21 protein-coding genes are annotated in these 25186 nt (G+C 60.6%); 5 read left to right on the top strand and 16 right to left on the bottom strand.

Annotated features, from left to right (window positions below):
* The first annotated feature begins 27 nt into the window (after positions 1-27).
* Positions 28-897: a hypothetical protein gene (locus tag QQF40_RS06470; protein WP_285460744.1), complete on the top strand. Its 870-nt coding sequence runs from the start codon at positions 28-30 to the stop codon at positions 895-897.
* A 145-nt stretch (positions 898-1042) separates the two neighbouring features.
* Here the strand turns inward: QQF40_RS06470 and QQF40_RS06475 are convergent, their stop codons facing one another.
* The 9 genes from QQF40_RS06475 to QQF40_RS06515 form a co-directional block, all read right to left on the bottom strand.
* A complete protein-coding gene (locus tag QQF40_RS06475; RefSeq protein WP_217485814.1) occupies positions 1043-1354 on the bottom strand; it encodes a glutaredoxin family protein in 312 nt (103 codons plus the stop codon).
* Positions 1355-1437: 83 nt separating this feature from the next.
* On the bottom strand, positions 1438-3117 hold the full coding sequence (choxAB, locus tag QQF40_RS06480; protein WP_285460745.1) for a cholesterol oxidase: 1680 nt from the start codon (positions 3115-3117) through the stop codon (positions 1438-1440).
* Positions 3118-3133: 16 nt separating this feature from the next.
* Complete coding sequence (gene rihA / locus QQF40_RS06485; protein ID WP_285460746.1) at positions 3134-4069, bottom strand: pyrimidine-specific ribonucleoside hydrolase RihA; 936 nt, start codon at positions 4067-4069, stop codon at positions 3134-3136.
* Between the two features lie 165 nt (positions 4070-4234).
* Complete coding sequence (locus QQF40_RS06490) at positions 4235-4888, bottom strand: DsbA family oxidoreductase (RefSeq protein ID WP_285460747.1); 654 nt, start codon at positions 4886-4888, stop codon at positions 4235-4237.
* Positions 4889-5170: 282 nt separating this feature from the next.
* Positions 5171-6175 carry a homocysteine S-methyltransferase gene (mmuM, locus tag QQF40_RS06495; RefSeq protein WP_285460748.1) on the bottom strand — a complete coding sequence of 335 codons (1005 nt, stop codon included), beginning with the start codon at positions 6173-6175 and terminating at the stop codon, positions 5171-5173.
* A complete protein-coding gene (locus QQF40_RS06500) occupies positions 6165-7583 on the bottom strand; it encodes an amino acid permease (RefSeq protein ID WP_285460749.1) in 1419 nt (472 codons plus the stop codon). The genes mmuM and QQF40_RS06500 overlap by 11 nt, the downstream gene beginning before the upstream one ends.
* A 306-nt stretch (positions 7584-7889) precedes the next feature.
* Positions 7890-9176 (bottom strand): 4-aminobutyrate--2-oxoglutarate transaminase, encoded by a 1287-nt coding sequence (gene gabT / locus QQF40_RS06505; RefSeq protein ID WP_502871420.1) that lies wholly within the window; start codon positions 9174-9176, stop codon positions 7890-7892.
* Between the two features lie 137 nt (positions 9177-9313).
* On the bottom strand, positions 9314-10807 hold the full coding sequence (locus QQF40_RS06510) for an NAD-dependent succinate-semialdehyde dehydrogenase (RefSeq protein ID WP_285460750.1): 1494 nt from the start codon (positions 10805-10807) through the stop codon (positions 9314-9316).
* Positions 10808-10962: 155 nt separating this feature from the next.
* On the bottom strand, positions 10963-12375 hold the full coding sequence (locus QQF40_RS06515) for an APC family permease (RefSeq protein WP_285460751.1): 1413 nt from the start codon (positions 12373-12375) through the stop codon (positions 10963-10965).
* 420 nt (positions 12376-12795) lie between these two features.
* Between QQF40_RS06515 and QQF40_RS06520 the strand changes: the two genes are divergently transcribed.
* Positions 12796-14253: an aminotransferase-like domain-containing protein gene (locus QQF40_RS06520; protein ID WP_285460752.1), complete on the top strand. Its 1458-nt coding sequence runs from the start codon at positions 12796-12798 to the stop codon at positions 14251-14253.
* Positions 14254-14305: 52 nt separating this feature from the next.
* On the opposite strand, the gene QQF40_RS06525 is transcribed toward QQF40_RS06520, so the two are convergent.
* Together QQF40_RS06525 and QQF40_RS06530 are read right to left on the bottom strand one after the other, a co-directional pair.
* Positions 14306-15502: a hypothetical protein gene (locus QQF40_RS06525; RefSeq protein ID WP_285460753.1), complete on the bottom strand. Its 1197-nt coding sequence runs from the start codon at positions 15500-15502 to the stop codon at positions 14306-14308.
* 109 nt (positions 15503-15611) lie between these two features.
* Entirely contained in the window at positions 15612-15941 is a 330-nt protein-coding gene (locus tag QQF40_RS06530) for an ArsR/SmtB family transcription factor (protein WP_285460754.1), read from the bottom strand.
* A gap of 141 nt (positions 15942-16082) precedes the next feature.
* Between QQF40_RS06530 and QQF40_RS06535 the strand changes: the two genes are divergently transcribed.
* Positions 16083-17051 carry a permease gene (locus QQF40_RS06535; RefSeq protein ID WP_285460755.1) on the top strand — a complete coding sequence of 323 codons (969 nt, stop codon included), beginning with the start codon at positions 16083-16085 and terminating at the stop codon, positions 17049-17051.
* A 72-nt stretch (positions 17052-17123) separates the two neighbouring features.
* Here QQF40_RS06535 and QQF40_RS06540 read toward each other — a convergent pair whose 3' ends face one another.
* Together QQF40_RS06540 and QQF40_RS06545 are read right to left on the bottom strand one after the other, a co-directional pair.
* On the bottom strand, positions 17124-18149 hold the full coding sequence (locus QQF40_RS06540) for a patatin-like phospholipase family protein (RefSeq protein ID WP_285460756.1): 1026 nt from the start codon (positions 18147-18149) through the stop codon (positions 17124-17126).
* Between the two features lie 319 nt (positions 18150-18468).
* Positions 18469-20256 carry a TonB-dependent receptor domain-containing protein gene (locus QQF40_RS06545; RefSeq protein ID WP_285460757.1) on the bottom strand — a complete coding sequence of 596 codons (1788 nt, stop codon included), beginning with the start codon at positions 20254-20256 and terminating at the stop codon, positions 18469-18471.
* A gap of 317 nt (positions 20257-20573) precedes the next feature.
* Between QQF40_RS06545 and QQF40_RS06550 the strand changes: the two genes are divergently transcribed.
* Positions 20574-21644, top strand: coding sequence for an MBL fold metallo-hydrolase (locus tag QQF40_RS06550; protein WP_285460758.1), 1071 nt, complete (start codon positions 20574-20576; stop codon positions 21642-21644).
* A gap of 133 nt (positions 21645-21777) precedes the next feature.
* Here the strand turns inward: QQF40_RS06550 and QQF40_RS06555 are convergent, their stop codons facing one another.
* Both QQF40_RS06555 and QQF40_RS06560 read right to left on the bottom strand, forming a co-directional pair.
* Positions 21778-22632, bottom strand: a complete 855-nt coding sequence (locus tag QQF40_RS06555; RefSeq protein ID WP_285460759.1) for an SDR family oxidoreductase — start codon at positions 22630-22632, stop codon at positions 21778-21780.
* 198 nt (positions 22633-22830) lie between these two features.
* Positions 22831-23184: a hypothetical protein gene (locus tag QQF40_RS06560; RefSeq protein ID WP_285460760.1), complete on the bottom strand. Its 354-nt coding sequence runs from the start codon at positions 23182-23184 to the stop codon at positions 22831-22833.
* A gap of 443 nt (positions 23185-23627) precedes the next feature.
* On the opposite strand from QQF40_RS06560, the gene QQF40_RS06565 reads away from it, so the two are divergent.
* Entirely contained in the window at positions 23628-24437 is an 810-nt protein-coding gene (locus QQF40_RS06565) for a spermidine synthase (RefSeq protein WP_285460761.1), read from the top strand.
* A gap of 218 nt (positions 24438-24655) precedes the next feature.
* Here QQF40_RS06565 and QQF40_RS06570 read toward each other — a convergent pair whose 3' ends face one another.
* Positions 24656-25096 carry a hemerythrin domain-containing protein gene (locus tag QQF40_RS06570; protein ID WP_153635859.1) on the bottom strand — a complete coding sequence of 147 codons (441 nt, stop codon included), beginning with the start codon at positions 25094-25096 and terminating at the stop codon, positions 24656-24658.
* Positions 25097-25186: the final 90 nt, after the last annotated feature.

Raw genomic sequence — 25186 nt, forward strand, 5'->3', positions numbered from 1 at the left:
TGATGAATGAACTGATGGCAAAGCACAATGAAGCACCACCCTCAATTCAATAGGGTGTTGCACTCAGAGCCTGCATCCGCCAGGTTACTGAATAAAAAGGAACTTGAAGGTGTGATAAGTGACTGTAGAGATAAGGTCAATGAAGCTTGTACTGAAGAATCTAGAGAGCTGTGGGCTGAGGAGCTCGAAAAATTTAAGGAGTTAAGTGTTAATCAAGACTATGTTGATGGTCTTCTCCCTCAGGGGATTGATGAATTGATAATTGAGATGATTGAGTGGAGATCCATGATATATGCTTTGCAGAGAGTAGAAACTAAAAGAAATGCTTTTGAAGAAAGTGCTTTCTTTGCACAATGGTATCTAGGAGCTATTTACGGTGTGTTTTCTATTTTTGGGAAATTGTTAAGTAAAGATTCTCGAGACAATTCATTACGAAAACTATGGCAATTGATCTCCCCGATTATGCTAGAGGATGGAGCTTGTTTAAAGCAAGAGACTGACTATATCAATGGATGCTTAAGTGTTAAGACGGGGTTGTTTACAAACGACAAGTCTAAGGCTATGTTGTTCCGCAATAAATTTGTTTCGCATAATGAAGCTACTCCAAAAGTTGTATGGGAAGATATAGATAGGGATATTTCAGTCTTAATAAGAATGTGGTCTTTGTTAGTATCTTGGAGTTCTTTTGGAATAGTTCACCCTTTTCGTGATGATAGCTGTATATTTCTAGGTACTGAAGCCATGTTTGATGATCTTGAGGTAAAGACATTACTCAGGGCTAGGCAAGAGTACTTAGACATGGTTGCTGCATGGTCGAAGACTTATGCACATTCAGGAGAAGTAGATAAAGGTAGAGGAGCATTTGCAAATCTCAAGGTCAAAATAAAAAGTATATAATAGTATTGGGTTTCTGATTTCAAATATTCTTTTTATAGTTTAATTTTTACTAATAGTTAGATGAGTTGGTGTCGCCTTTTAGGAGGCGATTATTCAGATTGTTGACTTGTATGTAGAGAGGGCTCTTCCGCTATAAACTATTCACTCAACCCTTATACAACTGATTGAAGCCTTTGACGCTGAACCCCTTCAGGTACTGATCGCCGATCTTCAGGACCGGCACGCTGCGAAAGCCGGTCTTGGCGAATTCCTTTTGGCCCGCGGGGGATCTGACATCCACCAGGCGGAAGCCGATCTTCTGTTGCTCCAGATACTGCTTGGCTGTCTTGCAGTGCGGGCAGTTTGCCATGGTGAAGAGTGACACCCGTTTCATTGCTGTTGCTCCCGTGTTGATCGATCCCGCGTGTTGTAGGCACGTGGCCTGAGTTGCTGGCCTGAGGCGCTGGCGGGCAATCATACCAGCCGTCGCTTTCTCTCTACACCAGCACTCTCTATCCCAGCACCTCCCTCATCAGCTCCCCACATTGCGCACCCTGAAAATCAGCCCTTGCGCGGGATATGGCTCATCGCATGTTCCGCCAGTGCCGTGATGGTCAGGCTGGGATTGACGCCCAGATTGGCGGCGAGCATCGAGCTGTCGCAGATCAGCATGTTGCGGTAATGAAAGACCCGGTTTTGCCCATCGCAGACGCCGTCCTCGGGGGAGGCCGCCATGGCCGCGCCGCCCATGCAGTGCGCCGTGGTGGGGATGTTGAAGAGTATCTCGGGGATGCTGCTGCCGGGGATGGCGCCGATGGCCTTGGCGCCACGCGTGACGAAGTCATTCGCCTCGGGGATGAAGGTGGGAATGCGCTTGCCCTCGGTGACCAACGCCTTGCGAAATGGCCAGTACCACAGGCGTTTGAGCGTCATGTCGAGGTGGCCCTCCGCCGTCTGCATGCACAGAAAGATGATGGTCTCCTTCGCGAAGCCCCACGGCAGCTGGAATCTCAGCGCGCGCAGTGGATTGGCGAGGAAGAGCTTCGCCATCGCGCTCAGCCAGGAAAAAGGGCGTGTCCAGCCGGGCTTGCCCCTAGCCATCGCGGTGAAGAGCAGCCCCATGAAATCGGAGCCCGCGGGATAGCGCGTGGCTTCGATATGGGTGTGCTCATCGATATGGATGCCGGAGCCGATGGCGATGCCCTTGGACATGTCATCGCGACTTCCCGGCATGCGGCAGCTGATCAAGGACTCCGCATTGGTGCGCACCCGCTTGCCCAGCGCGTCCGAGAGGTTCGGCAATGAGCCCTTGTCCCTGAGGTGGAACAGCAACTCCTGGGTGCCGAGCGACGAGCCTGCGAAGACGATGGACTGACAGGTGACACGGCGCTGTCCCAGCCCAAGATAGAGCCCGGCGAAGGTGGAGGGCACCGTCGTTACCACATAGCCATCGGCACCATCCGCCTTGCCATTGAGCGGTACGACATCGATCACCTTGGTCTCGGCGTGCACCTTGGCGCCGTGCTTCTCGGCCAGATAGAGATAGTTTCTGTCGAGTGTGTTCTTGGCGCCATGACGGCAGCCCATCATGCAGCCGCCACAGCCGATACAGCTTTTTCGTTCAGGCCCTTCGCCAGCGAAATAGGGGTCTGGATGGGTGCTACCGGCGGCAGGCGTGCCGCTTTCGCCCTCGGGGCCGAAGAAGATGCCGACCTCGGTGGGGTACCAGGTGTCTTCGCAGCCGGCGACTTCCGCCATGCGTTTCAGGGCGTCATCCGCCGGCGCGATGATCCGGTTGGTCGTCACGCCGAGCATCCGCTGCGCCGTGGCGTAGTGCTCTGGCATCACCGCATGCCAGTCATTGAGTCCTGCCCATTGGCCGTTGTCCCAGATCCTTGCAGGCGGCACCAGCAGTGTCTGCGCATAGGTGATGGAGCCGCCACCCACCGCGTTGCCGTGCAGCACGATGACATGGCGGAAGAAGCTCATGGTGAAGAAGCCGCGCAGCCCCAGCATCGGTCGCCACAGCCAGCGGCGAAGACGCCAGTTGGAGCGGGGCATGTTGTCCGGCGTCCAGCGCTTGCCCTGTTCCATGACCGCCACGCGATAGCCTTTCTCGGTCAGGCGATGCGCGCACACCGAGCCGCCAAAGCCCGAGCCCACGATCAGGTAGTCGTGGTCGTGGCCGTGGTCGTGCTCTTGTGGCGCAGTGGCGCTGGCGTGGCGATCAGCGGTCGTCATCGATAGTCATCGGTAGTCATTGATAGCGCTTGAGCTGTTGCGCGATCAGGTCAACGAAGCCCTGGCGGTCGATCTCGAACAGCACCCTGGCGTTGTGTGGCTTGCCGGTGAGCTGGTAACGGTCCACCACCGTCATGCCCTGCGTGTACTCGCCCTGTGTCTCGACGCCGACCCAGCACTCCACCGTGGTGAACAGCTCAGGCGCCAGCAGCCAGGCGATGGTGCAGGGATCATGCAACGGCGCGCCGTTGAAGCCCCACTTCGGATCGCGATGGTAGATCATGAAGAAGTCGAGCAGCTCGGCGACACACTGGGCGACGGGATTGTCGATGGCGCGGATGCGCTCGATATCCTCATCCATGATCTGCGCCTGGTGGGTCACATCCAGGCCGCACATCACGATGGGCAGGCCGGACTTGAACACCATGTCGGCGGCTTCGGGGTCGACGAAGATGTTGAACTCGGCGGTGGGGGTCCAGTTGCCGACCCCTGCCGCGCCGCCCATCAACACGATGCTGTCGATACGCGAGTGCAGCTCAGGGTAGGCAGCGAGAAACAGCGCGATGTTGGTCAGCGGGCCAGAAGGCACCAGCGTGACCTTCTGCTCACAGGTGCGGACCTTCTCGGCCATCAGCTCGATGGCGCTCTGGGTGACGGGGGCGAAGGCGGGGTCTGGCATTTCGGGGCCATCCAGGCCACTTTCGCCATGCACGTTGTCGGCGATGATCAGCTCACGCGCCAGCGGCTTGGGCGCACCACCGGCGACCGGAATGTCATGCCGCCCCAGCAGGGTGAGCACGCGCAGCGCGTTGTTGAGGGTCTTGTCGGGGGTCTGATTGCCGGCGCTGGTGGTGACGGCCAGCACGTCGAGCGCGTCTGAACTCAGGGCCAGAATCAGCGAGATGGCATCGTCGTGGCCGGGATCACAATCGAGAATGATGGGGCGCGGCATGCAGCAATCCTTGTCGTGAGTCGTCTTGTTGTCGTGATTTGCCTCTATGAGCCTTTCCTTTATGCCTGAACGCAAAACGACACGCCATCCTTGCGAAGGGCGTGTCGTCTGTCCGTGCATGGCATTCGCGCTTGGTGACAGCGCTTGGCGTCAGTGCGAGGCAGATCAATCCGTCTGCTGGGCGCGTGCCTCGTTGAGCATCTGCACCAGCACTTCCACCGGCTGTGCGCCGGGCACGTAGTACTGGCCGACGATGGTACTGGGCACCGACTGGATACCGGCGTTGCGCAGCGCTTCCTGCTGGGCGACGACTTCCTGCTCGCCCGCGCCGGATTCGAGGAAGGCCAGCGCCTGTTCGACGCTCAGATTCTCATCGTGCTGGCTTGCGATCTCTGCCAGCACCTGGCGGTCGCCCACGTCCTTGCCATCGTGGAAGTAGGCGCTGAACAGCGCTTCCAGCAACGGGCGCTCCGCCAGGCCCGTGGATTGCTGGCGCCAGACGATGCGCTGGGCGTCCGTGGAGTTGGGCGTGCGCTTCATCAGGGCATGACGGAAGGTGACGCCGCTCTGCGCGCCGGACTGTGCCACCTGCGCATCCAGCTCCGCGCCACGCTCGACACTGCCGAACTTCTGCGCGCGATAGTCGGCGCGCGCCATGCCTTCACGTGGCACCCACGGATTGAGCTGGAAGGGCAGGTAGCTGACGCGCACCTCATCCTTGAAGTCGAGTTGCGCGATGGCGTCATCAAGATGGCGCTTGCCGATCCAGCACCAGGGGCAGACCACATCGTAGGCGACCTGGATATCGAGCTGTGACATGGGGTTCTCCTGCTGATCTCTCATGCGCTCTTCAATACAGCGTGAAGGGCGCTGTGAGAGCACGTCGAAATGATTTTGAGCAATCGCTCATCAGTGTCCTGCCATCCTAGCGATTTGGGGCGCGGGACGCTACCGAAAACGCCCTGACCGATCATGCGACATGACCGGACAGGGCGTTCGTGTTCAGTGCTTGGAGTTCAACACTTCGAGTTCAGTACTTGGAGCTCAGTGCTGCGTATTCACTGCGGCGTACTCAGCGTTCGTACTAGCCCCGTGCCTCAATCAACTCAGCGCCTTGCGCAGGTCCGCCAGGGCGCGAATGTCGTCCGGGCCGGTGCGGCAGCAGCCACCGATGGCCGTGGCGCCGGCGGCCAGCCAGCGCGGTGTCCAGCCGGCGAGGTCATGATCGTGTTCATAGCCGTGGTCAAGGCTGTGACCCTCGGCATCTGAGACGGCACAGGCGGCAGACCAGGTCTTGGTAACCGGGTCATAGACCTCGCCGGAGTTCGGGTAGATGACGATGTCCTTGTCGGTCTCGCCACGAATCTCACGCACCAGCGATTCGATGTGCTCAAGCGCGGTGCAGTTGACGCCGATGGCGACCACCTGCTCGCAGTCGGCGATGGCGCGCACGGCGTCACGGATCGGCGTGCCGTCGCTCAATTCGGTGGCATTGCGCGCGCTGAAGGCGATCCAGGCACGCGCCGTGGGGAAGTCATCGCGCAGCAGATCACACACGGCCAGTGCTTCCTCGGCACACGGCAGCGTCTCCACGGCGAGAATGTCGGGCTTGGCATCGAGCAGCGTGGCGAGACGGGCACGGTGGAAGTCGCGCAGGCCGGCGCGGTCCAGCGCGTAGCCGCCACGGTATTCGCTGCCATCGGCGAGATATGCGCCATAGGGGCCGACGGAGGCCGCGACCAGCGGCGGGCAGTCCAGACGCTCGGGGTGCGCGGCCAGGTACTCGCTGCGGGCCTGGGCGGCCAGGGTCACGGAGCGCTGGATCAGCGCGCTGGCCTGGGTCTCGCTCAGGCTGCGCGCCATCAGGCCCTCGAGCGTTGCCTGGTAGCTGGCGGTGGTGGCGACATCGGCACCGGCCTCGAAGTAGGCGCGGTGGACATCGACGATCGCCTGCGGCTCATCGGCCAGCACTCTGGCCGACCACAGCGAGTCATTGAGATCGAACCCGGCGCGCTCAAGTTCGGTAGCCAGGGCGCCATCGACGATCATGAAGGGTTGGCGCGCGGTGATGGCGCTCAGCGGATTGCGGGTGGCATCAGCGGGCATCGAGGGCCTCCTGTGTAGTCGGGGAATTCGCGTCGTCAGCAGACGTGCGATGGGTCAGATAGTGCACCAGATAGCACAGCGCCACGAAGGGCACGCCGAAGTAGAGCGCGATGCGCTGGTTGGGGTCGAAGGCGATGCCGATGCAGGCCAGCGCGCAGAACAGGAAGGCGGCAATCGGTACGACGGGATACAGCGGCGCGCGGTAGGTCAGCTCGCTGGCACTATGGCCGGCCTTCAGCCACTGGCGGCGGAAGCTGAACTGACTGGCGGCGATCGCCATCCACACCAGCACCACGGCCAGCCCGGAAATCGACACCAGCGCCAGATAGAGGGTGTCCTCGGCATACACGCTGGAGAGCAGTGACAGCAGGCCACCGAGCATGGTGATCAACAGGGCGGGCACCGGAATGCCGCGCTGATTGACGCGACTGAACACACGCGGCAGCGTCTTCTGGTCCGCCAGGGTCCACAGCATGCGCGAGGCGGCGTAGAGGCCGGAATTGGCCGCTGATAGCAGCGCGGTGATGATCACGAAGTTCATGATATCCGCTGCGTAGGGAATACCGGTGAGCTGGAAGACCGCCACGAAGGGGCTTTCCTTGAGGCCGGCGCTGTCCTGCGGCAACAGGGCGGCGATGATGATGATGGTACCGATGAAGAAGATGATCAGCCGCCACAGGGTCGCGCGAATCGCCAGCGGCACGTTCTTCTCGGGATTCTTGCTTTCGCCGGCGGCAATGCCGATCAGCTCGGTGCCAGAAAAGGCGAAGCTGACGGCCAGCAGCGTCATCAGGATCGGCATCACGCCGTGATCGAATACGCCTTCCTGCAGGATACGCGTGACGCCCGGCGCCTCGACGTTACCCGCCAGGGGCGTGAAGCCGAACATGGCGGCGGCGCCCACCGCGATGAACACGATCACCGCGGCGACCTTGACCAGCGACAGCCAGAATTCGGATTCGGCGAAGAAGCGTGCCGAGACGATGTTCATGCCGAACACGATCAGCGAGAAGATGGCGCACCAGATCCACGGTTCGACGCCGGGGAACCAGCGCCCCATGAATACGGCGGAGGCGGTGAATTCCGACCCCAGCGCCACCGCCCAGGTCAGCCAGTAGAGCCAGGCCACGGTATAGCCGGTGGCAGGGCCCAGATACCGGGTGGCGTGGGCGCTGAAGGCGCCGGGTTCCGGATGATGCACGGCCAGTTCGCCGAGACACATCATTACCAGAAAGACCACCAGTCCGCCGATCAGGTAGGCCAGTACTGCCCCCGCCGGGCCCGCCTGTTGAATGGTATAGCCGGAGCTGAGAAACAGGCCGGTGCCGATGACACCGCCGAGGGACAACATCACCAGGTGGCGCTGCTGCATGCTGCGTTTGAAGTCGTGGGCGTTGCTGTCAGTCATGGTCGGGGTCACTCGAGGGGCTGCCGATGAGAAAGGTCTCTCTCTGGCAACCGTCATTCATGATGGCGTGTGGCATGGCGATAATCGGTCGGGAAGACGCAGAAATGCAGCGAATATCATAATTTAATCAATTAGTTACCACAAAAGGCTGCTTGGGTTGATTGGCTATATGGTTAGATGGGCAATCAGCTGCGATGCATTTCCTGTCTCAGGGGGTTCATCCAACACAGCGAGCTGCGCTGGAAACGACAACGGCCACCCGAAGGTGGCCGTTGCTTGGCTTGTCTGTCTCAGGACGGGCGTGGATCAGGCGAGGCTTTCCAGCGCTTTCTCGACGATGTCGAGACCTTCTTCCAGCACTTCCGGCTCGACCGTCAACGGCACCAGCACGCGGATGGAGTTGGAGTAGAAGCCACAGGACAGCAGGATCAGTCCCAGCTCCTTGGCCTTGGCACACACCGCCGCCGTCGCGGCGGGGTCCGGCTTGCCATCGGCATCCACCAGCTCGAAGGCCGCCATGGAACCCTGATTGCGTGAGTGCGCGACATGCGCGAAGCGTTCTTCCCACTGGGCGAAACGCGCGGCCAGTTGTTCGCCCATCTGGGTGCTGCGCTCCAGGATGTTCTCCTCGCGGATGACGTCGATGACGGCCAGGGCCGCAGCGCAGGACAGCGGGTTGCCGCTGTAGGTGCCGCCCAGCGAGCCCGGCCCGGAGGAATCCATCACCTCGGCGGTACCGACGACGGCCGACAGCGGCATGCCGTTGGCCAGACTCTTGGCCATGGTCATGATGTCGGCTTCGACGCCGCTGTGCTCCATCGCGAACAGCTTGCCGGTACGCGCGAAGCCGGACTGCACTTCATCGGCGATCAGCAGGATGCCGTGCTCGTCACACAGCTCACGCAGGGCGGTCAGGAAGCTCGGCGAGGCGATGTAGAAGCCGCCTTCGCCCTGCACCGGCTCGATGACGATGGCGGCGGTGCGGTGCGGTGCGATGTCAGTCTTGAACAGGGTACGGATGGCGTTCAGGGACTGCTCTTCGCTGATGCCGTGAATCGGGTTCGGGTAGGGCGCACGGAAGATATCACCCGGCATCGGACCGAAGTCGTTCTTGTACGGCAGCACCTTGCCGGTCATCGCCAGGGTCATCATGGTGCGGCCGTGGAAGGCGCCGTCGAAGGTGATGACGCCGCTGCGTCCGGTGGCGGCACGTGCGATCTTGATGGCGTTCTCGACCGCTTCCGCGCCGGAGTTGACCAGCAGGGTCTTGCGTTCCGGGCCACGTACCGGCGTCAGCTCAGCCAGCTTCTGGCTCAGTTGCACATACGGCGCGTAGGAGATGACGCCCGCGGCGGTGTGCATGACCTTGTCGAGCTGTGCCTTGACGGCGGCGACGACCTTGGGGTGGCGGTGACCCAGGTTGAGCACGCCGATACCACCGGCGAAGTCGATCCAGCGGTTGCCGTCCGCATCCCAGATCTCGGCGTTCAGCGCGGTGTCGGCGAACTGCGGTGTGGCAGTGACGGCACCCTTGGCGACGTACTTGTGCTTGAGGATGTCGAGTTGTTCGTTGCTCAGCTGAGAGTGGCTCATGTCAGGTTCCTTTTCTTGTTGCCGGTGGCATGGCACGGGCCATGCCACCGATGTGCAGTAAACGTGGTGGGATACCGTTGTGGGACGTCCTCTCGAGGCATCGGCGCGATGCGTCGTCGCGAGGCGCCCTCGCAGGATCAGAGGCCGCCGATGCAGACGTACTTCAGCTCGGTGAACTCTTCCAGGCCGTGGTGAGACCCTTCACGACCCAGACCGGACTCCTTGATGCCACCGAAGGGCGCGAGTTCTGTCGAGATCAGGCCTTCATTGACGCCGACCATGCCGTATTCCAGCGCTTCCAGCGTGTGCCAGATGCGGCGGTAATCGTTGGCGTAGAAATACGCGGCCAGCCCGAACGGGGTGTCGTTGGCCATCGCGATGGCTTCCTCGTCCTTGCCAAAGCGGAACACCGGCGCCAGCGGGCCGAAGGTTTCTTCAGCCGCGACGACCATTTCCGTGGTGACATCGGCCAGTACGGTCGGCTCGAAGAAGCTGTGACCGAGAGCGTGCTTCTTGCCGCCGGTGACCAGGCGCGCGCCCTTGCTGACGGCATCATCGACGTGGCTCTGCACCTTGCTGACCGCCGCATCATTGATCAGCGGGCCGATGGTGTTGCCTTCGACCAGACCATCACCGACCTGCATGCTTTCAACACGTGCCGCGAGCTTCTCGACGAAGGCGTCGTAGACACCGTCCTGGACGAGGAAGCGGTTGGTGCACACGCAGGTCTGGCCGGCATTGCGGAACTTGGAGGCGATGGCGCCATCGACGGCCGCATCCAGATCGGCATCATCGAAGACGATGAAGGGCGCATTGCCGCCCAGCTCCATCGCGGTCTTCTTGACGGTGGAGGCACACTGCGCCATCAACGTCTTGCCCACCGGCGTGGAGCCGGTGAAGGACACCTTGCGGATGCGCGGATCGGTGGTCAGCACTTCGCCGATGGCGATCGGCTTCATGGCGGTGACGACACTGATCAGCCCCTTCGGCAGGCCGGCTTCCAGTGCCAGGTCCGCCAGTGCCAATGCGGTCAGCGGCGTGGCTTCAGCCGGTTTGATGACCACGGCACAACCTGCGGCGATCGCCGGGGCGCACTTGCGGGTGATCATCGCCAGCGGGAAGTTCCACGGCGTGATCGCGGCCACTACGCCGATCGGCTCGCGCAGTACCATCAGACGCTTGTCGGCACCGTGGGACGGCAGGGTCTCTCCGGCCATGCGCTTGGCTTCTTCGGCGAAGAATTCGATGAAGGAGGCGCCATAGGTCACCTCGCCACGCGACTCCACCATCGGCTTGCCTTGTTCCAGCGTCATCAGCTGGGCGAGATCCTCACGATGCGCCAGCACCAGATCGAACCAGCGACGCAGCAGTGCGGATCGCTCCTTAACCGGCACCTTCTTCCAGGCGTTGCCGGCGGCCTCGGCCGCGGCGACGGCGTCACGGGTGTCATCGGCGCTGACCTCGGCGACACGGGCCAGCTGCTCGCCGGTGGCCGGATTGGTCACGTTGAAGGTGGTGCCGGTCTCGCGGTGCTCGGTACCGATGAGCGCCGGGACGAAGACGTCGCTGCTGGTTTCCGAGTTGACGTAGCGCTTCAGGAAGTCGCTGATCGGGAGGGCGGAACGGGACATGTGAAGCTCCTCTGGCGTTCTGGCGTGCAGGTCATTCATGGAGTGAGCAGCTTGTCGCAAGAGGCTTCAGCTGCTCTCGAGTCGGCTCGAATATCACTGAGTCGATATGGCTGGGCAGGCGGAACAGACTGCCCAGCGGTATAGGTATTGCGTGTTTACTGCGCCGTGAAAGCCGGGGCCATGACACGGTCGCTGTATTCACGGCCGAATTGCTTGAGGGCGATGGCGTACATCACCAGGCCCAGAGCCATCCAGGCGCCGAAGATCAGCCATTCGGTACCGGTCAGCGCGGAAGGGCTACCCGGCAGATACAGGCAGGCCATGCCGAAGGACAGCAGGATGGCCAGCACACCGCACAGCTTGCCGTGGCGGACACGGAACGGACGCGGCATGTCAGGCTCGCGGATGCGCAGGATCAGGAACGAGATCGCGACGAACAGGTAGGCGATGACGATACCCAGTCCGCCGGCATCGACGATCCACACCAGTGCCGGGCGACCGAAGAAGGGCGCGATGCAGGACAGCAGACCGATCAGCAGTACGGCATTGGTGGGCGTCTTGTGTTTCGGGTGCAGTTTGCCGAGGGCGGCCGGCAGCATGCCGGCATGCGCCAGGGCGTAGATGGCGCGCGAGCCACCGATGTAGAAGGCGTTCCAGCTGGTGATGATGCCGGCGATACCTGCCAGGATCATCAGCTTGCTGGCCCATGGCGTGTTGAACAGTGCCTGCATGGCGTCCGGCACGCTCAGGGAGCTGGCGACGAGAGCATCGTGATCCAGTGCCAGGCTGGTGGCCAGGATGATCAGGGCATACCACACCACTGCCAGTACCACGGACATCATCAGCACCTTGCCGATGGCGTTGTAGGGCAGATTGATCTCCTCGGCGGCCTGGGGGATGACATCGAAGCCCACGAACAGGAAGGGCACTAGCACCAGTACCGCGATGATGCCGGCCGTCACGCCACCCTCAGACTGGGTGAACAGCGGCGTCATGTTGGCGGCATCCCCCTCGAACAGGGCGCCGGTCACGAAGAGGACACCGGCGATCAGGATCACCCCGGTCACGACCTTCTGCAGCAGCGCCGCGGTGGTGATGCCGACGTAGTTGATGGCCATCATGGCCAGTGAACCACCGACCCCGACGGCGACCCAGGTGGCCTTGACGTCCCAGCCGGCGATGGTCCACATGTGGCCGACGGCATAGCCGGGCGCGAGGTTCTCGATGACCGTGGGCAATGCCACCGCTTCGAAGGACACCACGCTCAGGTAGCCGAGAATGATGGTCCAGGTGCACAGGAAGGACGAGAAATGCCCCATGGCACGGTAGCTGTAGACGTGTTCGCCACCCACCTTGGGCATGGCGGCGGCCAGTTCGGCATAGGTCAGGCCGATCAGCACGACGGCAATGCCGCCGATGATGGCACCGATGCTTCCGGCATCCTGAATCATGCCGCCGGTCAGGACGATCCAGCCCCAGCCGACCATGGCACCGAAGGCAAGGGCCAGAACGTCGCCGCGGGCGAGGACTCTGACAAGTTGTTCTGCAGGGGGAGTTGTTTGGGTCATGGGGGATGCGTCCGAGTCGATCTTGGAATTTGTTATATGGCGGTGCCGGACCTGAAGATGTCTTTCGTGCGCGTCTGCTGCCCTCTGCCAAAGGTGCTGGCGGGTCAGCAGGTGCAAAGTCAGTCCTGTTGCTGGCTGAGGCTTGTGAAAAATTCGCTCCTGTCGACATCGCAGGAGCGATCCAGCCATCGTAGGCTGTGAGCATCAGTCAGTAGGCAGCGCCTGAGGAACACGCTATCAGCGCCCACTGTTCAGGCGAATAGACCAATTGCGCGTTTGACTGGACCAATCAGCTGGGGCTGCGGATAATTAGAGCTGAATGGGCGTTGCGCGCCGCTCCTGAAGCGTGTGGCTGACGGGGGTGGGACAACCTCGAGGAGCTGCGTGACACCATACCGACAAAGACAACGGGAGACCGGGATGGAACTGGCCGCGCTGGAGCCGCTGATCGAATGTTACCGCCGCCAGTCCGAGACGCTGGGCAAGCAGGTACGTCTGGAGCAGGCGTTGCTCGAGGTGATTCGTGAGCAATGGCCGCTGGGGGCTCGCCTGCCGCCGCACCGCAAGCTGTGCGAGACGCTGGGTGTTGCACGCAATACCTTGTCACTGGCTATCAAGTCCCTGATCGGGGAAGGCTATCTGCATACCGGCCAGGGCCAGGGCACCTGGACACGTCGCCCGCATGCAAGCAAGACCAGCACCACGCCCGAGGCGTCCCCCGCGCCGCTGCCATTGTCTGGTCGGGCCCTCAAGGTGCTGGGCGGGCAAGGGGCGAGCCTGATCCAGAGTGGTGCCTTCGTGCCGGGGATTCCGGACATCGCACGGTTTCCGATGCGCAAGTGGCGTCAGCTGTATGCAAGTGTGACCGTGCCGCACAACGCGCTGCTGCTGTCCTACTCCAGCGGCGGCTATGGCCCGCTCAAGCGTGAGATTCGCGATTTCCTGCGGCGTTGGCGCAATATCGATTGTGATACCCAGCAGATCATCATTACCGAGGGCACTCACCACGGTATTGAGCTCTGCGCCCTGGCGCTGGCGGATGAAGGGCAGCGGGTCGTGATGGAATCCCCCTGTTACTGGGGAGCGCGCAATGTCTTTCTGGCTGCTGGGCTCAAGACGCGTCGTCTGGCCTGGGTGCCCGGTGAAGGACACGACATGACTCGGTTGCCCGAAAGTTCGGTTCAGATGGCGTACTTCACTGGTTCCCACCACTACCCCCTGAGCGTCCCCACATCGCGTGCTGACAAGCAGGCGTTGTGTGATGCCTGTCAGCCGGCCTATATCCTGGAAGACGATTACGAGTTCAGCGGTGATGACCATCATGAGTTGCTGTTTGATCCAGACTCCAGCAACCGCCTGCTGGTCGGCTCGTTCTCGAAACTGATGTTTCCGGGCTTGCGGCTGGGCTATCTGGTGGTACCGCGTGCGCTGGCAGGGCCGATGAATCGGCTGCGCAGTGAGGTATTCCGCGAGGGACGTATGCTGGATCAGGCGGTATTGGCCCAGTTCATCTCCGATGGTGATCTCGATGCCTGGTATCAGCGTATCCAGCGCGATTATCTGGGTCGTCAACAGGTGGTGCACGACCAGTTGTGTCAGGTGAAGGGAGTGGTCAGTGTTTCGCCACCATCACGGGGGATCAGCCTGTGCGTGCAGCTGGAGTCTGACATTGATGATCAACGTGTCGCACAGCTGCTGATGAAAGAGCATCTGATCGTGCGGCCGTTGAGTCCGGTGTGTAGTGCCAATGATTCTCGTCGTGGCCTGGTGCTCGGGGTGGGGATGCTGGCGGGAGATAGCCTTGTCAACGAGGTGGCGCGCCTACGGCGCACCCTCGAGAGCATCCTGGCGATGCGTGATATCCGACGCCAGAAATGAAAACGCCTTCGCCGGCAGGGCGAAGGCGGGGTATCGACGCTGATCGCGTGTGTTATTTCGCCTGCTGCATGCGCTCGGTCAGCTTGCGGAATTCCTCGCGCATGGCGCTGTTCTCGAAGCTGGTGGTTACTGGTACCTGCAGGCCGGCGAGGGTGTCGAAGGTCTTGACGCCCTGGCGGATCAAATCGGCGACGTGGGCGCTGAGCTTGACGGTGCGATAGGTATTGGTTGCCACCGCAAGCTCGCGCTGACTCTTGGTCAGAGAGGTCGTGACGCGGTCGCGCTGCTCGGTCACCAGAGAGCGATACAGGTTGATCGTCTTGAGCGTCAGCGCATTGGCGCGGATGTTGTTCTCCAGACTCTCACGTGATCCGCCTTGCTTGATCAGCATGCGGGCTTCGCGCGTGGTGGCCTCGGCTTCATCGGCGAAGCCTTGCAGTTGCGGTAATACCTCATCATTCACGCGCGTGATGAAGCCCTGCTGCATGGTCACGATCATGCGGTGAAGCATGACCACCATGCCGTAATAACGGCGCGCGTAGTCGAGGTTCTCACCGCTGTCGCGGGTCAACTCGGCGAGCTGCTGGGCCACCGACTTGATGCTGGCGAACACGACACTCATGGTCAGCACATCATCGCCGACCACCGAGGAAAGCCACACCTGGACCTGGTCCGGCGTCAGGGTGATGCCGATCTCCTCAAGTCGCGCGGCCAGCTTGCCTTCCAGCGTGGTCAGCTCACCCTGATAGGCGGCGATGTTCTTCTCATGCGCGGCGATCAGCAGATCATAATCGCCGCGCGTGCTGGCGGTAAATTCGCGCAGGGTATCGGTGGGCGTGAGGCGCGTCAGCGTCGAGACATCGGTGTCCGGCGCGAGGATGCGCTTTTCCTTGAGCTCGGAAATCTCGCTGCGCGATTCGCGAATCTTGTCTTCGACTTGGCGATAGGTGCTGCGCAGTGTCGAGAGTTCTGGCACGTCGAGGGCCTGCATGGCTTCCTCGATCATCTCGTCCATATCGTTGCGCGCAGACGCTTGATCGCGGCTGATCCATGCCTCTTCCGGCAAGGTGTCCATTTCATCGAAATAGCTGACTGCCTTCTTCAGGGTGGCGAAGGCTTCTGGCTGGTCGTAATCCATGTCCTGTGCAGCGAGCGCCGGCGAGGCAGCCAACGTCGTCATGGTCAGGCCAAGCCCGACGAGCCAGGTGCGCAGGGAAGGGATGAAGAAGTCGTCAGGCGCTTTTGGCATTCAAGGGTCTCGATTGATCAAACTGCTCGGCAGCGCAGGGTAGCAAAATCGCTGACAGGCGTCTTGCGACGCCCGAGGCGGTGGCATCGTTTCAGATCAGCGCTATTGCTCAGCACTCTTGCTCAGCACCCGGCGCAGGCACGACCTCTTCTTCCAGCCCGATGCAGCATTCGTTGCACAGAAATTCGATCACCGCCTGCAGGTGCCCATACTGCGGCACACAGATGATGCTGCGTCCCTGTTTCTTCTGGGTGATCAGGCCGACAGAGGCCATGCGGCTGAGGTGATGCGAGAGTGTGGAGCCCGGGATTTCCAGTGCATTCTGGATATTGCCCACCGAGGCTCCCTCGAAACCGGCCTTGACCAGAAAGCGGAAGATAGCCAGACGATGGGGATTGCCCAGTTCGGCAAGGCTGGCGGCAGCGGCATCATGTTCCATGGAGGTCATCCTGTATGAGTGCATTGAAAGGAGAGGCAAATGTTCATATTTCGATATTTCTAGAATTATAGTTGACAGGGTGTCGACGTGTAAACTAGGCTCTGCAACGTTTCCATTATTCTAGAATCATAGGGATTTGAGATGTCTGACCAACTGCACGATGCCCTGGGCATGTTTGCCTTCCTGGCGGTAGAACTCTCGGTACTGTTTCTGTTGATCAGCCTGCTGGTCGGGGTATTGCAGCGCCATATTCCGCCGTCCCGAGTCGAGGCGTTGCTGAGCGCGAGCCATCGCACCAGCTACTTCATGGCGGCAGGCCTGGGGGCCATCACGCCATTCTGCAGCTGCTCGACCATACCGATGCTCAAGGGCCTGATTCGTGCGCGTGCCGGCTTCGGGCCAATGATCGTGTTCCTGTTCTCTTCTCCGCTGCTCAATCCGATCATCATCGGCCTGCTGCTGGCGACCTTTGGCGCCAAGCTCACGGCGGTATACGTGATTGCGGCACTGGGGGTGGCGTTGGGTGCCGGTTGGCTGCTGCAGGCAACGGGGTTCGAGCGCTTCATTCGCCAGGACAAGGTGCAAGAAGCCTCTGGCTGTGGTTCGGCACCTGTCGCTGATACCGGCGGCTGTGGTTCTGCCGTCGCCAGCACCAATAGCTGTGGCGCGGCAGTCGTTGCTGAGGAAACACGCAAGCCGCAGGGGCGTTATCACGGCCTGGTGAGTGAGGCCTGGAATGACTTCGTGAAGGTGATTCCGTACCTGCTGGTCGGTATCGCCATCGGTAGTGTCATCTATGGCTTCATGCCGACGGATCTGCTGGTGCAGTACGCAGGGCCCAACAATCCGTTCGCCATCCCGGTGGCGGCAGTGATCGGTGTGCCGCTCTACATTCGCGCGGAAGCCGTGATCCCGCTGGCCTCGGCACTGATGGCCAAGGGCATGGGGGCAGGGACGGTGCTGTCGCTGATCATCGGTAGCGCGGGGGCCAGCCTGACCGAACTGGTGTTGCTGCGCTCACTGTTCCGAATGAAGCTGATTCTCGCTTTCGTGGCAGTCATCTTCGCCATGGCAATGATTGCTGGCTACGCCACTTATCTATTGTTCTAGAGGCCGCTGGTATCAAAGACGACCCACGACCACGCAGGGAGCCGCATTGTCACGCGCGGCTCCCTGCGTGGGTCATGATTCAGGTTGATAGGATTCCGGCTTGCCAGTCAGGGGGTCGATGCGATCCAGCGAGGGGCCCTGGTAGTGATCGGTGATCAGGGCCAACACCGCTTCACCGTATTGCTCGAACCAGAAATCGCCCATCGCCTTCAAGTGCTTGATGTTGGTCGCGCTGATGTCGTCCATCGCATCGTCAGGTGCCTTGGGCATCCCTGGCTGCGGGCGCATCTCGGCATTGACGCGGATATAGCTGCCCGGCGGCGAGATGGTGATGGCCTGATAGCCGACTACCTTCTCATCGGACAGCACATCGATCAGGCTGCCTTCCAGCATCCACTGTACCGCTCCCCAGTGCTGTGAATCCGGGCCATTGATCTTGCGCGTGCGGGTCCCGGTACCGATCGACAGCACGCGGCGAGACTCATCTGGCCATAATCGGCAAGCCTCAGCGATGGCGCACATGGTGGGGTTGTTGGCAACGACGCCACCATCGATCAGCCAGGTCTGCTCGTTGTCCGGCCCGAGCTTCATATCACGTGTCGGGAAGTAGGTGGGAGCAGCACTTGAGGCATCCGCTACCTGCCAGGACAGCAGTTTGTGGTGTTCACGCTTGCTCGACTTGAAGACATGTGGGCGACGTCTTTCGATCCCGTAGGTGACGACAAGTACCTGCTTGCCTGCGGGGACATCCCTGAGCTTGGCCTGACCTAGGTGATTTTTGAGTAACGAGGTCTTGCCCTTGGCTTCGTACTTGGGCGCATTGATGCCATCGAGCTCGAACCAACCCCGGTTGTCGGCGAAGATCTTTCTGGCATTGGTCGTGCTGTACAGCCCATTGATGCCATCGAGACTCATGACAGTGGTAGCCAGTGCCAGCGCAATCAGGCTGCCGGTACTGGTACCTGCGTAGAAATCGACACGGTCACGCAGTGTGGTCTGGTGGTCATCCCGAAGCGCAGTGTCAATACGCATCAGAAACTGAGCGGTGGCCGCGCCGCGAATGCCACCGCCATCCAGTGAGAGAATCAGCTTGGACATGCTTGCCTCCTGCAGAGCGGGTAACGCTCAGTCCTTTCCACGGCAACGCCTGTGGCTGCTACCAGAATAGAGAGGCCACTGGTTTTCAGCCGACTGAAATGACTGATACGGACAAACAGGAGGGCCTGATACTGAACAGGCAGAGCAGGGCCGACAGGTCAGCGAGGCACTGAAAACGAGAAAAAAGGAGGGAAGGCGGAAAGATGAGAGAAGGGAGAGGAGAGGGGGGAGCGTAGCGAGGAAAGCCGCGATGACCTCCCATGCAGCGGGCTGATCGCTCGGTGCATGGGAGGCAAGCCATTGGCCGTCGGATCCGGTGCTAGAGGGTGTAGTCGACGCCGACCCCCAGGCGCCGACCATCTTCCACGTAGCCGAAGTCGTCGTAGCGCACGCGCTTGTCGAACAGGTTGTAGAGGCCGGCGCTCAGGGTCAGCTGAGTGGTGGCATCGAAGCTGACGCCCGTATCGACGATCGTGTAGGAAGGCGCGATGACAGTACGGCTGGTGACACCGGTGGCGGGCTGGGTCTCTTCGCCACGCCAGTCGACCCGTGTCCAGTGATTGAGGCGATGGTTGAGCTGCCAGTCCAGTTGAGCAGTGGCCTGGTGGCGGGGAATCTGGGTCAGCGGTTGGCCCTTGTTGTCGCCACTGGTCTGCTCGGAATCGGTATAGGTGTAGCTGAGCGCCAGCGCGAGATCGTGGCGCAGCTCCTGATTGAGACTCAGCTCGACGCCCTGGGTGACGGCACTGTCGACGTTGTTGTACCAGCGCGCATCATCCGCGCCGCCGGCACAGGCGCCATCCGGGCACAGTTCGGTCACGATCTTGTCATCGAAGTCGCTACGGAACAGGGTGACGCCCGCCTGGGTGCCTCTGGCATTGTCATACAGCAGGCCGATTTCGCGGCTGAGTGAGGTCTCGGCTTCCAGATCCGGATTGCCGTAGATATCGCCACCGCGACTGTCCTGTACCCAGTTGTCGGCTACCTGACGCAGACTCGGCGCCTTGTAACCGGTCGCCACGCCCGTCTTGAGCGTCCAGCTGTCGGCCAGTTGATAGACGCTGTAAAGGCGTGGCGACAGGTGGCTGCCGTAGTTCTCGTCTTCATCCAGACGCACGCCGCCGGTCAGCGCCCAGTCGTCGGTCAAGAGCCATTCGTCCTCGGCGAACAGTGACCATCGACTGTTGCGAATCTCGTTGATATCGCTCAAGGCATTGGTGTCGTTGTCCTCAAGACGCTCCTCCTCGAAGCTTGCGCCCACGGTGGCGAGATGATCGCCAAGCGGAATCAGTACGTGACTGCTTGCCTTGGTATTGCTCAGCGTGATGTCTCGGCTGTCGTTGCGCGAAGTCTCATGCTGGACGTAAGAGTTGGTGCTCGCGCTGGCCCAGTCACCCTCATGGCTCAGGCTGAAACGGCGAGTGTCCCAATCGCGATCACTGTCCTGGCCTTGACTGCGGTCTTCCTCGGTCTGGCGATTCTGGTCGTGATAGGCGAATTCGACGTCGATGCGCTGGTTGTCATCGGGCGTGAGGCTCAGCTTGGTCTCGAGGTCCTGACGCTTGCGCTCCGGATAGCCGCGGGTGATGTCATCTTCCTGGCGTGTGGTCTGTCCCGCGCTGACACTCAAGCCCAGCAGCCCATCGATAAGCGGGCCCGAGGTGCGAATCCGGCTCTGACGCTCGTGTCCCGAGTCGCTGTGCTGGGGAATGAAGGTATCGTAGTGAAGGTTGGTGACCCATTCCTCCTGTGTCTTGCGGGTGATGATGTTGATGACCCCGCCGATGGCATCTGAGCCATAACGCGTCGACATCGGGCCACGTACCACCTCGATACGCTCGATTGCCTCCAACGGCGGCAGCCAATCCTGCTCGAAGCCACCGCTGCCACTTGGCCGCGTATCCCGGCTATCGATCGGGCGACCATCCACCAGGATCAGGGTGTATTCCCCGGGCATACCGCGAATGCTGATGTCCTTGGAGTATCCGCCGCTGGATACCGTCACGCCCGGCAAGCCTCGAAGCGCATCGGTGAGGTCGCTGTAATGACGACCTTCAAGGCTCTCTCGCGTGACCACGCTCATGGAGGCCGGGGCATCCTTGATCATTTGATCATGGCCGGAGGCGGTGACGACGATATTTTCAAGCTGATCAGAAGCGTGGCTGGGGAGCGCCACCAGCGTGGGCAGTGTCGCCACAGCCAGCAAGAGGGCTGAGCGTGAAGCCCTTGAGCGATAAGGTACTGATAGGGAGGATGGCATCTGGAGGTGTTCCCGAGCGTATCATTATGGTGTGTGCATCATTTGTGCACTTTTCAAATGATAATATTTGTCATTAACCCCGCGCAACGTTTTGTTGCGAAAATGTGACGTTGGTGACAATCTCCAACGCTGAATCCATTCATCTTGGTGAGATAGGCGAATTTATGCTGAATTTTCGGGTAGTGGCTACGGGGCTGGTCGCGGGTTGCGCAGGCTTGACGTTGGCTGGTGTCGCCTTTGGCAGCGATGCTTCCCAGCCAGTTGACTCGACCCCTGCTACAGCGACATCGCCATTCGCGACTCTGCTGGCACAGCGTGGTCTGGCAGCCGCAGAGGGCTACCCGGGCCTGCACAGCCTTTGTAGTCTTGAGGCTCCCTTGATTGACGCAGGCAAGCGCCATCGACTTTCCGACGATGCCTCTGACAAGCCCAGGCCCAAGCCAAAATCCTCCGCTGGCAAGCGCAAGCCGCTCGGGCCGCACAGGGTCTTTGACAACCTCTACTTCGTTGGCAATGGGCAGGTATCGAGCTGGGCGTTGACTACCTCAGAGGGCATCGTTCTCATTGATGCCATGAATACTCCCAACCAGGCAGAAACCATCATTGCGCCGGGTATGCGCGAGCTAGGCCTGGACCCTGCCGATATCACGCATCTGCTCATTACCCACGGTCATGGCGATCACTACGGGGGACAGTCGTGGATTGTCGAACAATACGCACCGGAAGTGATCATGACTCGGATCGATTGGGACATGCTGGATGATCCCGAGCAGCGCATCGACAACCCGCGCTGGGGAGAGCCGCCAGAGCGGGATCATCAGGTCATCGACGATGAGATGCTGACGCTGGGTGACACTACGCTTGGCATGTACATCACTCCTGGCCATACCCCAGGCACGCTGTCGCTGGTGTTCCCGGTCAAGGATGGTGATGAGGTGCATCACGCCGTGCTGTGGGGCGGGACTGGCTTCAACTTCGGGCCGGACGAAGCCAGGTTGCGCGGTTATTCTGCCTCGGCGTCGCGGATGCATCAGATTGCACAAGAGGCAGGCGTCGACGTCTTCCTGTCAAATCACCCCAAGCGAGATGGCACCCCCGGGCGGATCGCGGCGCTTGAGACTCGCAAGGCAGGCGATGCACACCCCTTCGTGACCGGCGATCAGGCACTGGGCGCGCTGGATCTGCTCAGTGATTGCACGCTGGCCCAAGCTGAGCGCCTGCGCGCCGCACGCTGAGCCATCCTGCGACATAGCGCTCGACACAGAAAACGGGCCGCCCATCTTGGGCGGCCCGTTTTGTAGCGAAAAAGGCGTAATGAGCATGTCGCATCACACCCGGCTTGCTCAGATGTGTGCTCAAGGTTTGCGATCAGGTGTTGAGCACGACGCCGCCATTGAGGTGAATCGTCTGGCCTGTCATGTAGCTTGAGTCTTCGCTGGCAAGATAGACGTAAGCTGGGCCCATCTCGCTGGGCTGACCGGGGCGCTCCATCGGGACCTGTTCACCAAAACTGGCCACCTTGTCGTCATCGAAGCTGGCGGGGATCAGTGGTGTCCACACCGGGCCAGGGGCGACGGCGTTGACGCGAATGCCGCGGTCCATCAGCGTGCCGGAAAGTGAGCGTACCAGCCCCTGGATGGCACCCTTGGTGGCGCTGTAATCGATCAGGCTGTCGTTGCCCTTGAAGGCGTTGACGGACGAGGTGGCGATGATGGAATCGCCTTTGGAGAGGTGCGGCACGGCGGCCTTGATCATGTAGAAGTGGCTGAACAGATTGGTCTTGAAGGTGCGCTCGATCTGTTCGTCATCGATCTCGGTCACGTCATCCCAGTCGTACTGCTCGGCGGCATTGTTGACCAGAATATTCAGCTGTCCGAATTCCTCCATCGCACCCTCGACGACCTTGCGGCAGAAGGCCGGGTCACCGATATCCCCTGCGATGCGGCGTCCGCGTCTGCCTTCGGCTTCGATCAGACGGATGGTCTCCTGCGCATCGACTTCTTCACTGCCCAGGTGCGTGATCAGACAATCGGCTCCCTCGCGTGCGAAGTGCACGGCGGCGGCGCGGCCGATACCGCTGTCACCACCGGTGATGACTGCCACCTTGCCCAGGAGCTTGCCGCTGCCGCGATAGCTCTCGCGGATATATTCGGGCTTGGGGTCCATGCGATGTTCATCGCCCGGTTGCTGGTTCTGATGCTGTGGGGGCTGTTGCTGAGTCATGCCGTCACCTCCGGTTCGTTGATCGTGAATGCGCTGATGCGCCTTCAGACGCTGAACGTCTGCCAATGGACCTGTGGACGATCCCGTCGGATTAAACCCCTCCATCATAATTTTCTTGTTTAGTAATGTTAAAACGCCCAGTCCTGCATGAGCAGAACTGGGCGTCGGGTTGTCTCGTTTCGGTACGCCTGGCGGTGGTCAGGAGAGAGCATCCTCATGCTTGTCATGCACGGTGGCTGGCGTACTGGCACCCGCTGCCATGGACTGGGCAAGCGGAACACGCGGCTCACTTTCCTTGGTCTGTTCTATGCCATGCAGACTTGGCAGATTGGCAGGGTCATGCCCGGGGCCGTTTTCGAGGCTGGGCAGGGCCTTGCGAATGATGCTCGCGCATAGCACACGATGTTCATGCAAAATCAGACCTTCCCGCTCGAGGAATTGCAGCAGCCGAGTGGCAGAAACCAATGCCACGATGGGATGGAGATCGCGAAAGTGTTCCTCGACCTGGCTGGCGCTGATCGTCGCGAGTCGCTCCGGATGAGTATGCGGCATCGAAATATCCTCTTTTCGGGTTCCGATGAGTCGGAATCTTGAGTGATTCTCTAGGTGTCACGCTGCTTCGTCGGCGGTGAGGCTAGCCCATCTGCCGGCGTGAGCCCTGCACTTTACTTGGCGCAGCAGTCATTGGTCTTGCGGTGACAGCTCGTACTGAGAGTGTTCGTGCTGAGAGTCTTTGCTTTACGACGGTGTTGCGTTCTTCAAAAGCTAGTATTAGAGAATTCGCGAATACCTTCCAGCCTTGATGCGCGCATGCTCTCATTTTTCTCGTGCTTTCGCGAAACTTCATGCCTTCGCGCAGGCGGATACCTGCCATGGGGTTCTGACTGTTAGACTAACGCTCCCCCATGTCGTACAGATGTCCGTCATGTTGAATATAGTCAGGATGGCCACGAAGCCACCTGACAGATGATCATTTTTCCTTCTATGGATGTGCCATGAAACGCTTTGTGCTGCTCGATACCGCGCCGATCCCCGGCACGTCGGATTCGTTGTGTCTGTTCGAGTATGGCGAGGACTTTGTCATCAAGATCGAGAGCGGCAAGGGCGGGCAGCTGATGAACACCCGCATGCATGGCTCGGAAGATGCGCTGGCTGAGATTCCTGCCGGCCTGCTCAATAGTCGCGGCACGTCGGCGGCGCCACAGCACGTTCTGATCGGCGGCTTGGGGATGGGCTTCACGCTGGCTGCCGCGCTCAAGCACTTCAAGCCAGATGCCGAGGTGGTCGTCGCCGAGCTGGTGCCGGGAGTGGTGGCCTGGAATGACGGCCCGCTGGGGGCCAAGGCGGGCTATCCGATTCGGGACCCGCGCACGACTGTCGAGAATCGCGATGTCGCCGAGGTGCTGCGTGAAGCGCCTGGCGGCTTCGATGCCATCATGCTGGATGTGGACAATGGCCCGGAAGGCCTGACCGCGGATGACAACGACTGGCTCTACAGTGCGGAGGGGCTGGCGGTATGCGCCAGGGCGTTGCGCCCGGCCGGCATTCTGGCGGTGTGGTCGGCCACGGCCGATGCGCGTTTCTCGCAGCGCCTGTCGCGGGCCGGTTTCAAGGCCGAAGCGCGTCAGGTCTACGCACATGGCACCTCGGGGGCCAAGCACACCATCTGGATCGCGCGTTACGTGGGGCGCTCCGAGGCACTTGATGCCAGGCCGAAGGCTGGGAAAGGCAAGGGCAAGCGCTCAGGCAGCCCAAGTAGAAAGCCGGCAGCGAAAGGTACCGCACGGCCATCGCGCCGCAAGTAACCCGAGTGCGTCGTGGCTGATGACGTGATGGATGACTCTTCGCCTCATTCGCTATGACACACGCTGTGAGAGACAGCAGCGCCTTCGCGGCTAGTTGAACGCATGAGAAAACGGGCTGGCCACATGATGTGGTCAGCCCGTTTTGGTGTACGTCATCGGCGGCTATCGATAGCGTTCAGCCTGTTGAAGCGCCAAGCGCTTTCGGCCTGAATTCTGGCTCAGGCCGCTTCGCGCGCCTTCATGTCCTGATGATATTCCTCGGCGAGGCGTTTCTTGGTGGCGTCATCGAAGACGCGGCCTGCCAGCTGGAAGACTTCCTGCTCTTCCTCATCCAGATGGTGGGTCACCAAGTGCTCGAGCTGCTTGGCGGTGGCCAGCCAGCCCGGCGAGCTGTAGTCGGTCGCCTCAAGCTTCTCGACCAGCTCATCGATCTCATGGTGCTCGGCGACACTGTGACGCGCCTTCTCCTGCGTCATGTCGTGCTCCATCATCGGCATGTAGAGCGCGCGTTCCTCAGCACCGGCGTGATTGGTCAGCGATTCCTTGAGACGCTTGAACAGGTCATCGCGCGGCTCGCTGTCACCTTCGGTCTGCAGCAGCATGTCCAGCAGGCGGCGTTGTTCGTCGTGGGTCTCGCGCAGGGCTTCAAATACGGTCATGTTCCAGCTCCTCATCATGTCTGGCGTGTTGAGTGGCGGGTCTGCTTGTGTGGTCTTGCTCAAGTGCGATCTTGCTTGTGTCAGGTCTGT

The sequence above is a fragment of the Cobetia sp. LC6 genome, assembly GCF_030264805.1.
Lineage (GTDB): Bacteria > Pseudomonadota > Gammaproteobacteria > Pseudomonadales > Halomonadaceae > Cobetia.

Excerpts from the sequence above, each read along its gene's own strand:
- QQF40_RS06470 (WP_285460744.1), top strand. The coding sequence starts at position 28 with ATGAAGCACCACCCTCAATTCAATAGGGTGTTGCACTCAGAGCCTGCA.
- QQF40_RS06475 (WP_217485814.1), bottom strand. The coding sequence starts at position 1,354 with ATGATTGCCCGCCAGCGCCTCAGGCCAGCAACTCAGGCCACGTGCCTA.
- choxAB (WP_285460745.1), bottom strand. The coding sequence starts at position 3,117 with ATGACGACCGCTGATCGCCACGCCAGCGCCACTGCGCCACAAGAGCAC.
- rihA (WP_285460746.1), bottom strand. The coding sequence starts at position 4,069 with ATGCCGCGCCCCATCATTCTCGATTGTGATCCCGGCCACGACGATGCC.
- QQF40_RS06490 (WP_285460747.1), bottom strand. The coding sequence starts at position 4,888 with ATGTCACAGCTCGATATCCAGGTCGCCTACGATGTGGTCTGCCCCTGG.
- mmuM (WP_285460748.1), bottom strand. The coding sequence starts at position 6,175 with ATGCCCGCTGATGCCACCCGCAATCCGCTGAGCGCCATCACCGCGCGC.
- QQF40_RS06500 (WP_285460749.1), bottom strand. The coding sequence starts at position 7,583 with ATGACTGACAGCAACGCCCACGACTTCAAACGCAGCATGCAGCAGCGC.
- gabT (WP_502871420.1), bottom strand. The coding sequence starts at position 9,176 with ATGAGCCACTCTCAGCTGAGCAACGAACAACTCGACATCCTCAAGCAC.
- QQF40_RS06510 (WP_285460750.1), bottom strand. The coding sequence starts at position 10,807 with ATGTCCCGTTCCGCCCTCCCGATCAGCGACTTCCTGAAGCGCTACGTC.
- QQF40_RS06515 (WP_285460751.1), bottom strand. The coding sequence starts at position 12,375 with ATGACCCAAACAACTCCCCCTGCAGAACAACTTGTCAGAGTCCTCGCC.
- QQF40_RS06520 (WP_285460752.1), top strand. The coding sequence starts at position 12,796 with ATGGAACTGGCCGCGCTGGAGCCGCTGATCGAATGTTACCGCCGCCAG.
- QQF40_RS06525 (WP_285460753.1), bottom strand. The coding sequence starts at position 15,502 with ATGCCAAAAGCGCCTGACGACTTCTTCATCCCTTCCCTGCGCACCTGG.
- QQF40_RS06530 (WP_285460754.1), bottom strand. The coding sequence starts at position 15,941 with ATGGAACATGATGCCGCTGCCGCCAGCCTTGCCGAACTGGGCAATCCC.
- QQF40_RS06535 (WP_285460755.1), top strand. The coding sequence starts at position 16,083 with ATGTCTGACCAACTGCACGATGCCCTGGGCATGTTTGCCTTCCTGGCG.
- QQF40_RS06540 (WP_285460756.1), bottom strand. The coding sequence starts at position 18,149 with ATGTCCAAGCTGATTCTCTCACTGGATGGCGGTGGCATTCGCGGCGCG.
- QQF40_RS06545 (WP_285460757.1), bottom strand. The coding sequence starts at position 20,256 with ATGATCAAGGATGCCCCGGCCTCCATGAGCGTGGTCACGCGAGAGAGC.
- QQF40_RS06550 (WP_285460758.1), top strand. The coding sequence starts at position 20,574 with ATGCTGAATTTTCGGGTAGTGGCTACGGGGCTGGTCGCGGGTTGCGCA.
- QQF40_RS06555 (WP_285460759.1), bottom strand. The coding sequence starts at position 22,632 with ATGACTCAGCAACAGCCCCCACAGCATCAGAACCAGCAACCGGGCGAT.
- QQF40_RS06560 (WP_285460760.1), bottom strand. The coding sequence starts at position 23,184 with ATGCCGCATACTCATCCGGAGCGACTCGCGACGATCAGCGCCAGCCAG.
- QQF40_RS06565 (WP_285460761.1), top strand. The coding sequence starts at position 23,628 with ATGAAACGCTTTGTGCTGCTCGATACCGCGCCGATCCCCGGCACGTCG.
- QQF40_RS06570 (WP_153635859.1), bottom strand. The coding sequence starts at position 25,096 with ATGACCGTATTTGAAGCCCTGCGCGAGACCCACGACGAACAACGCCGC.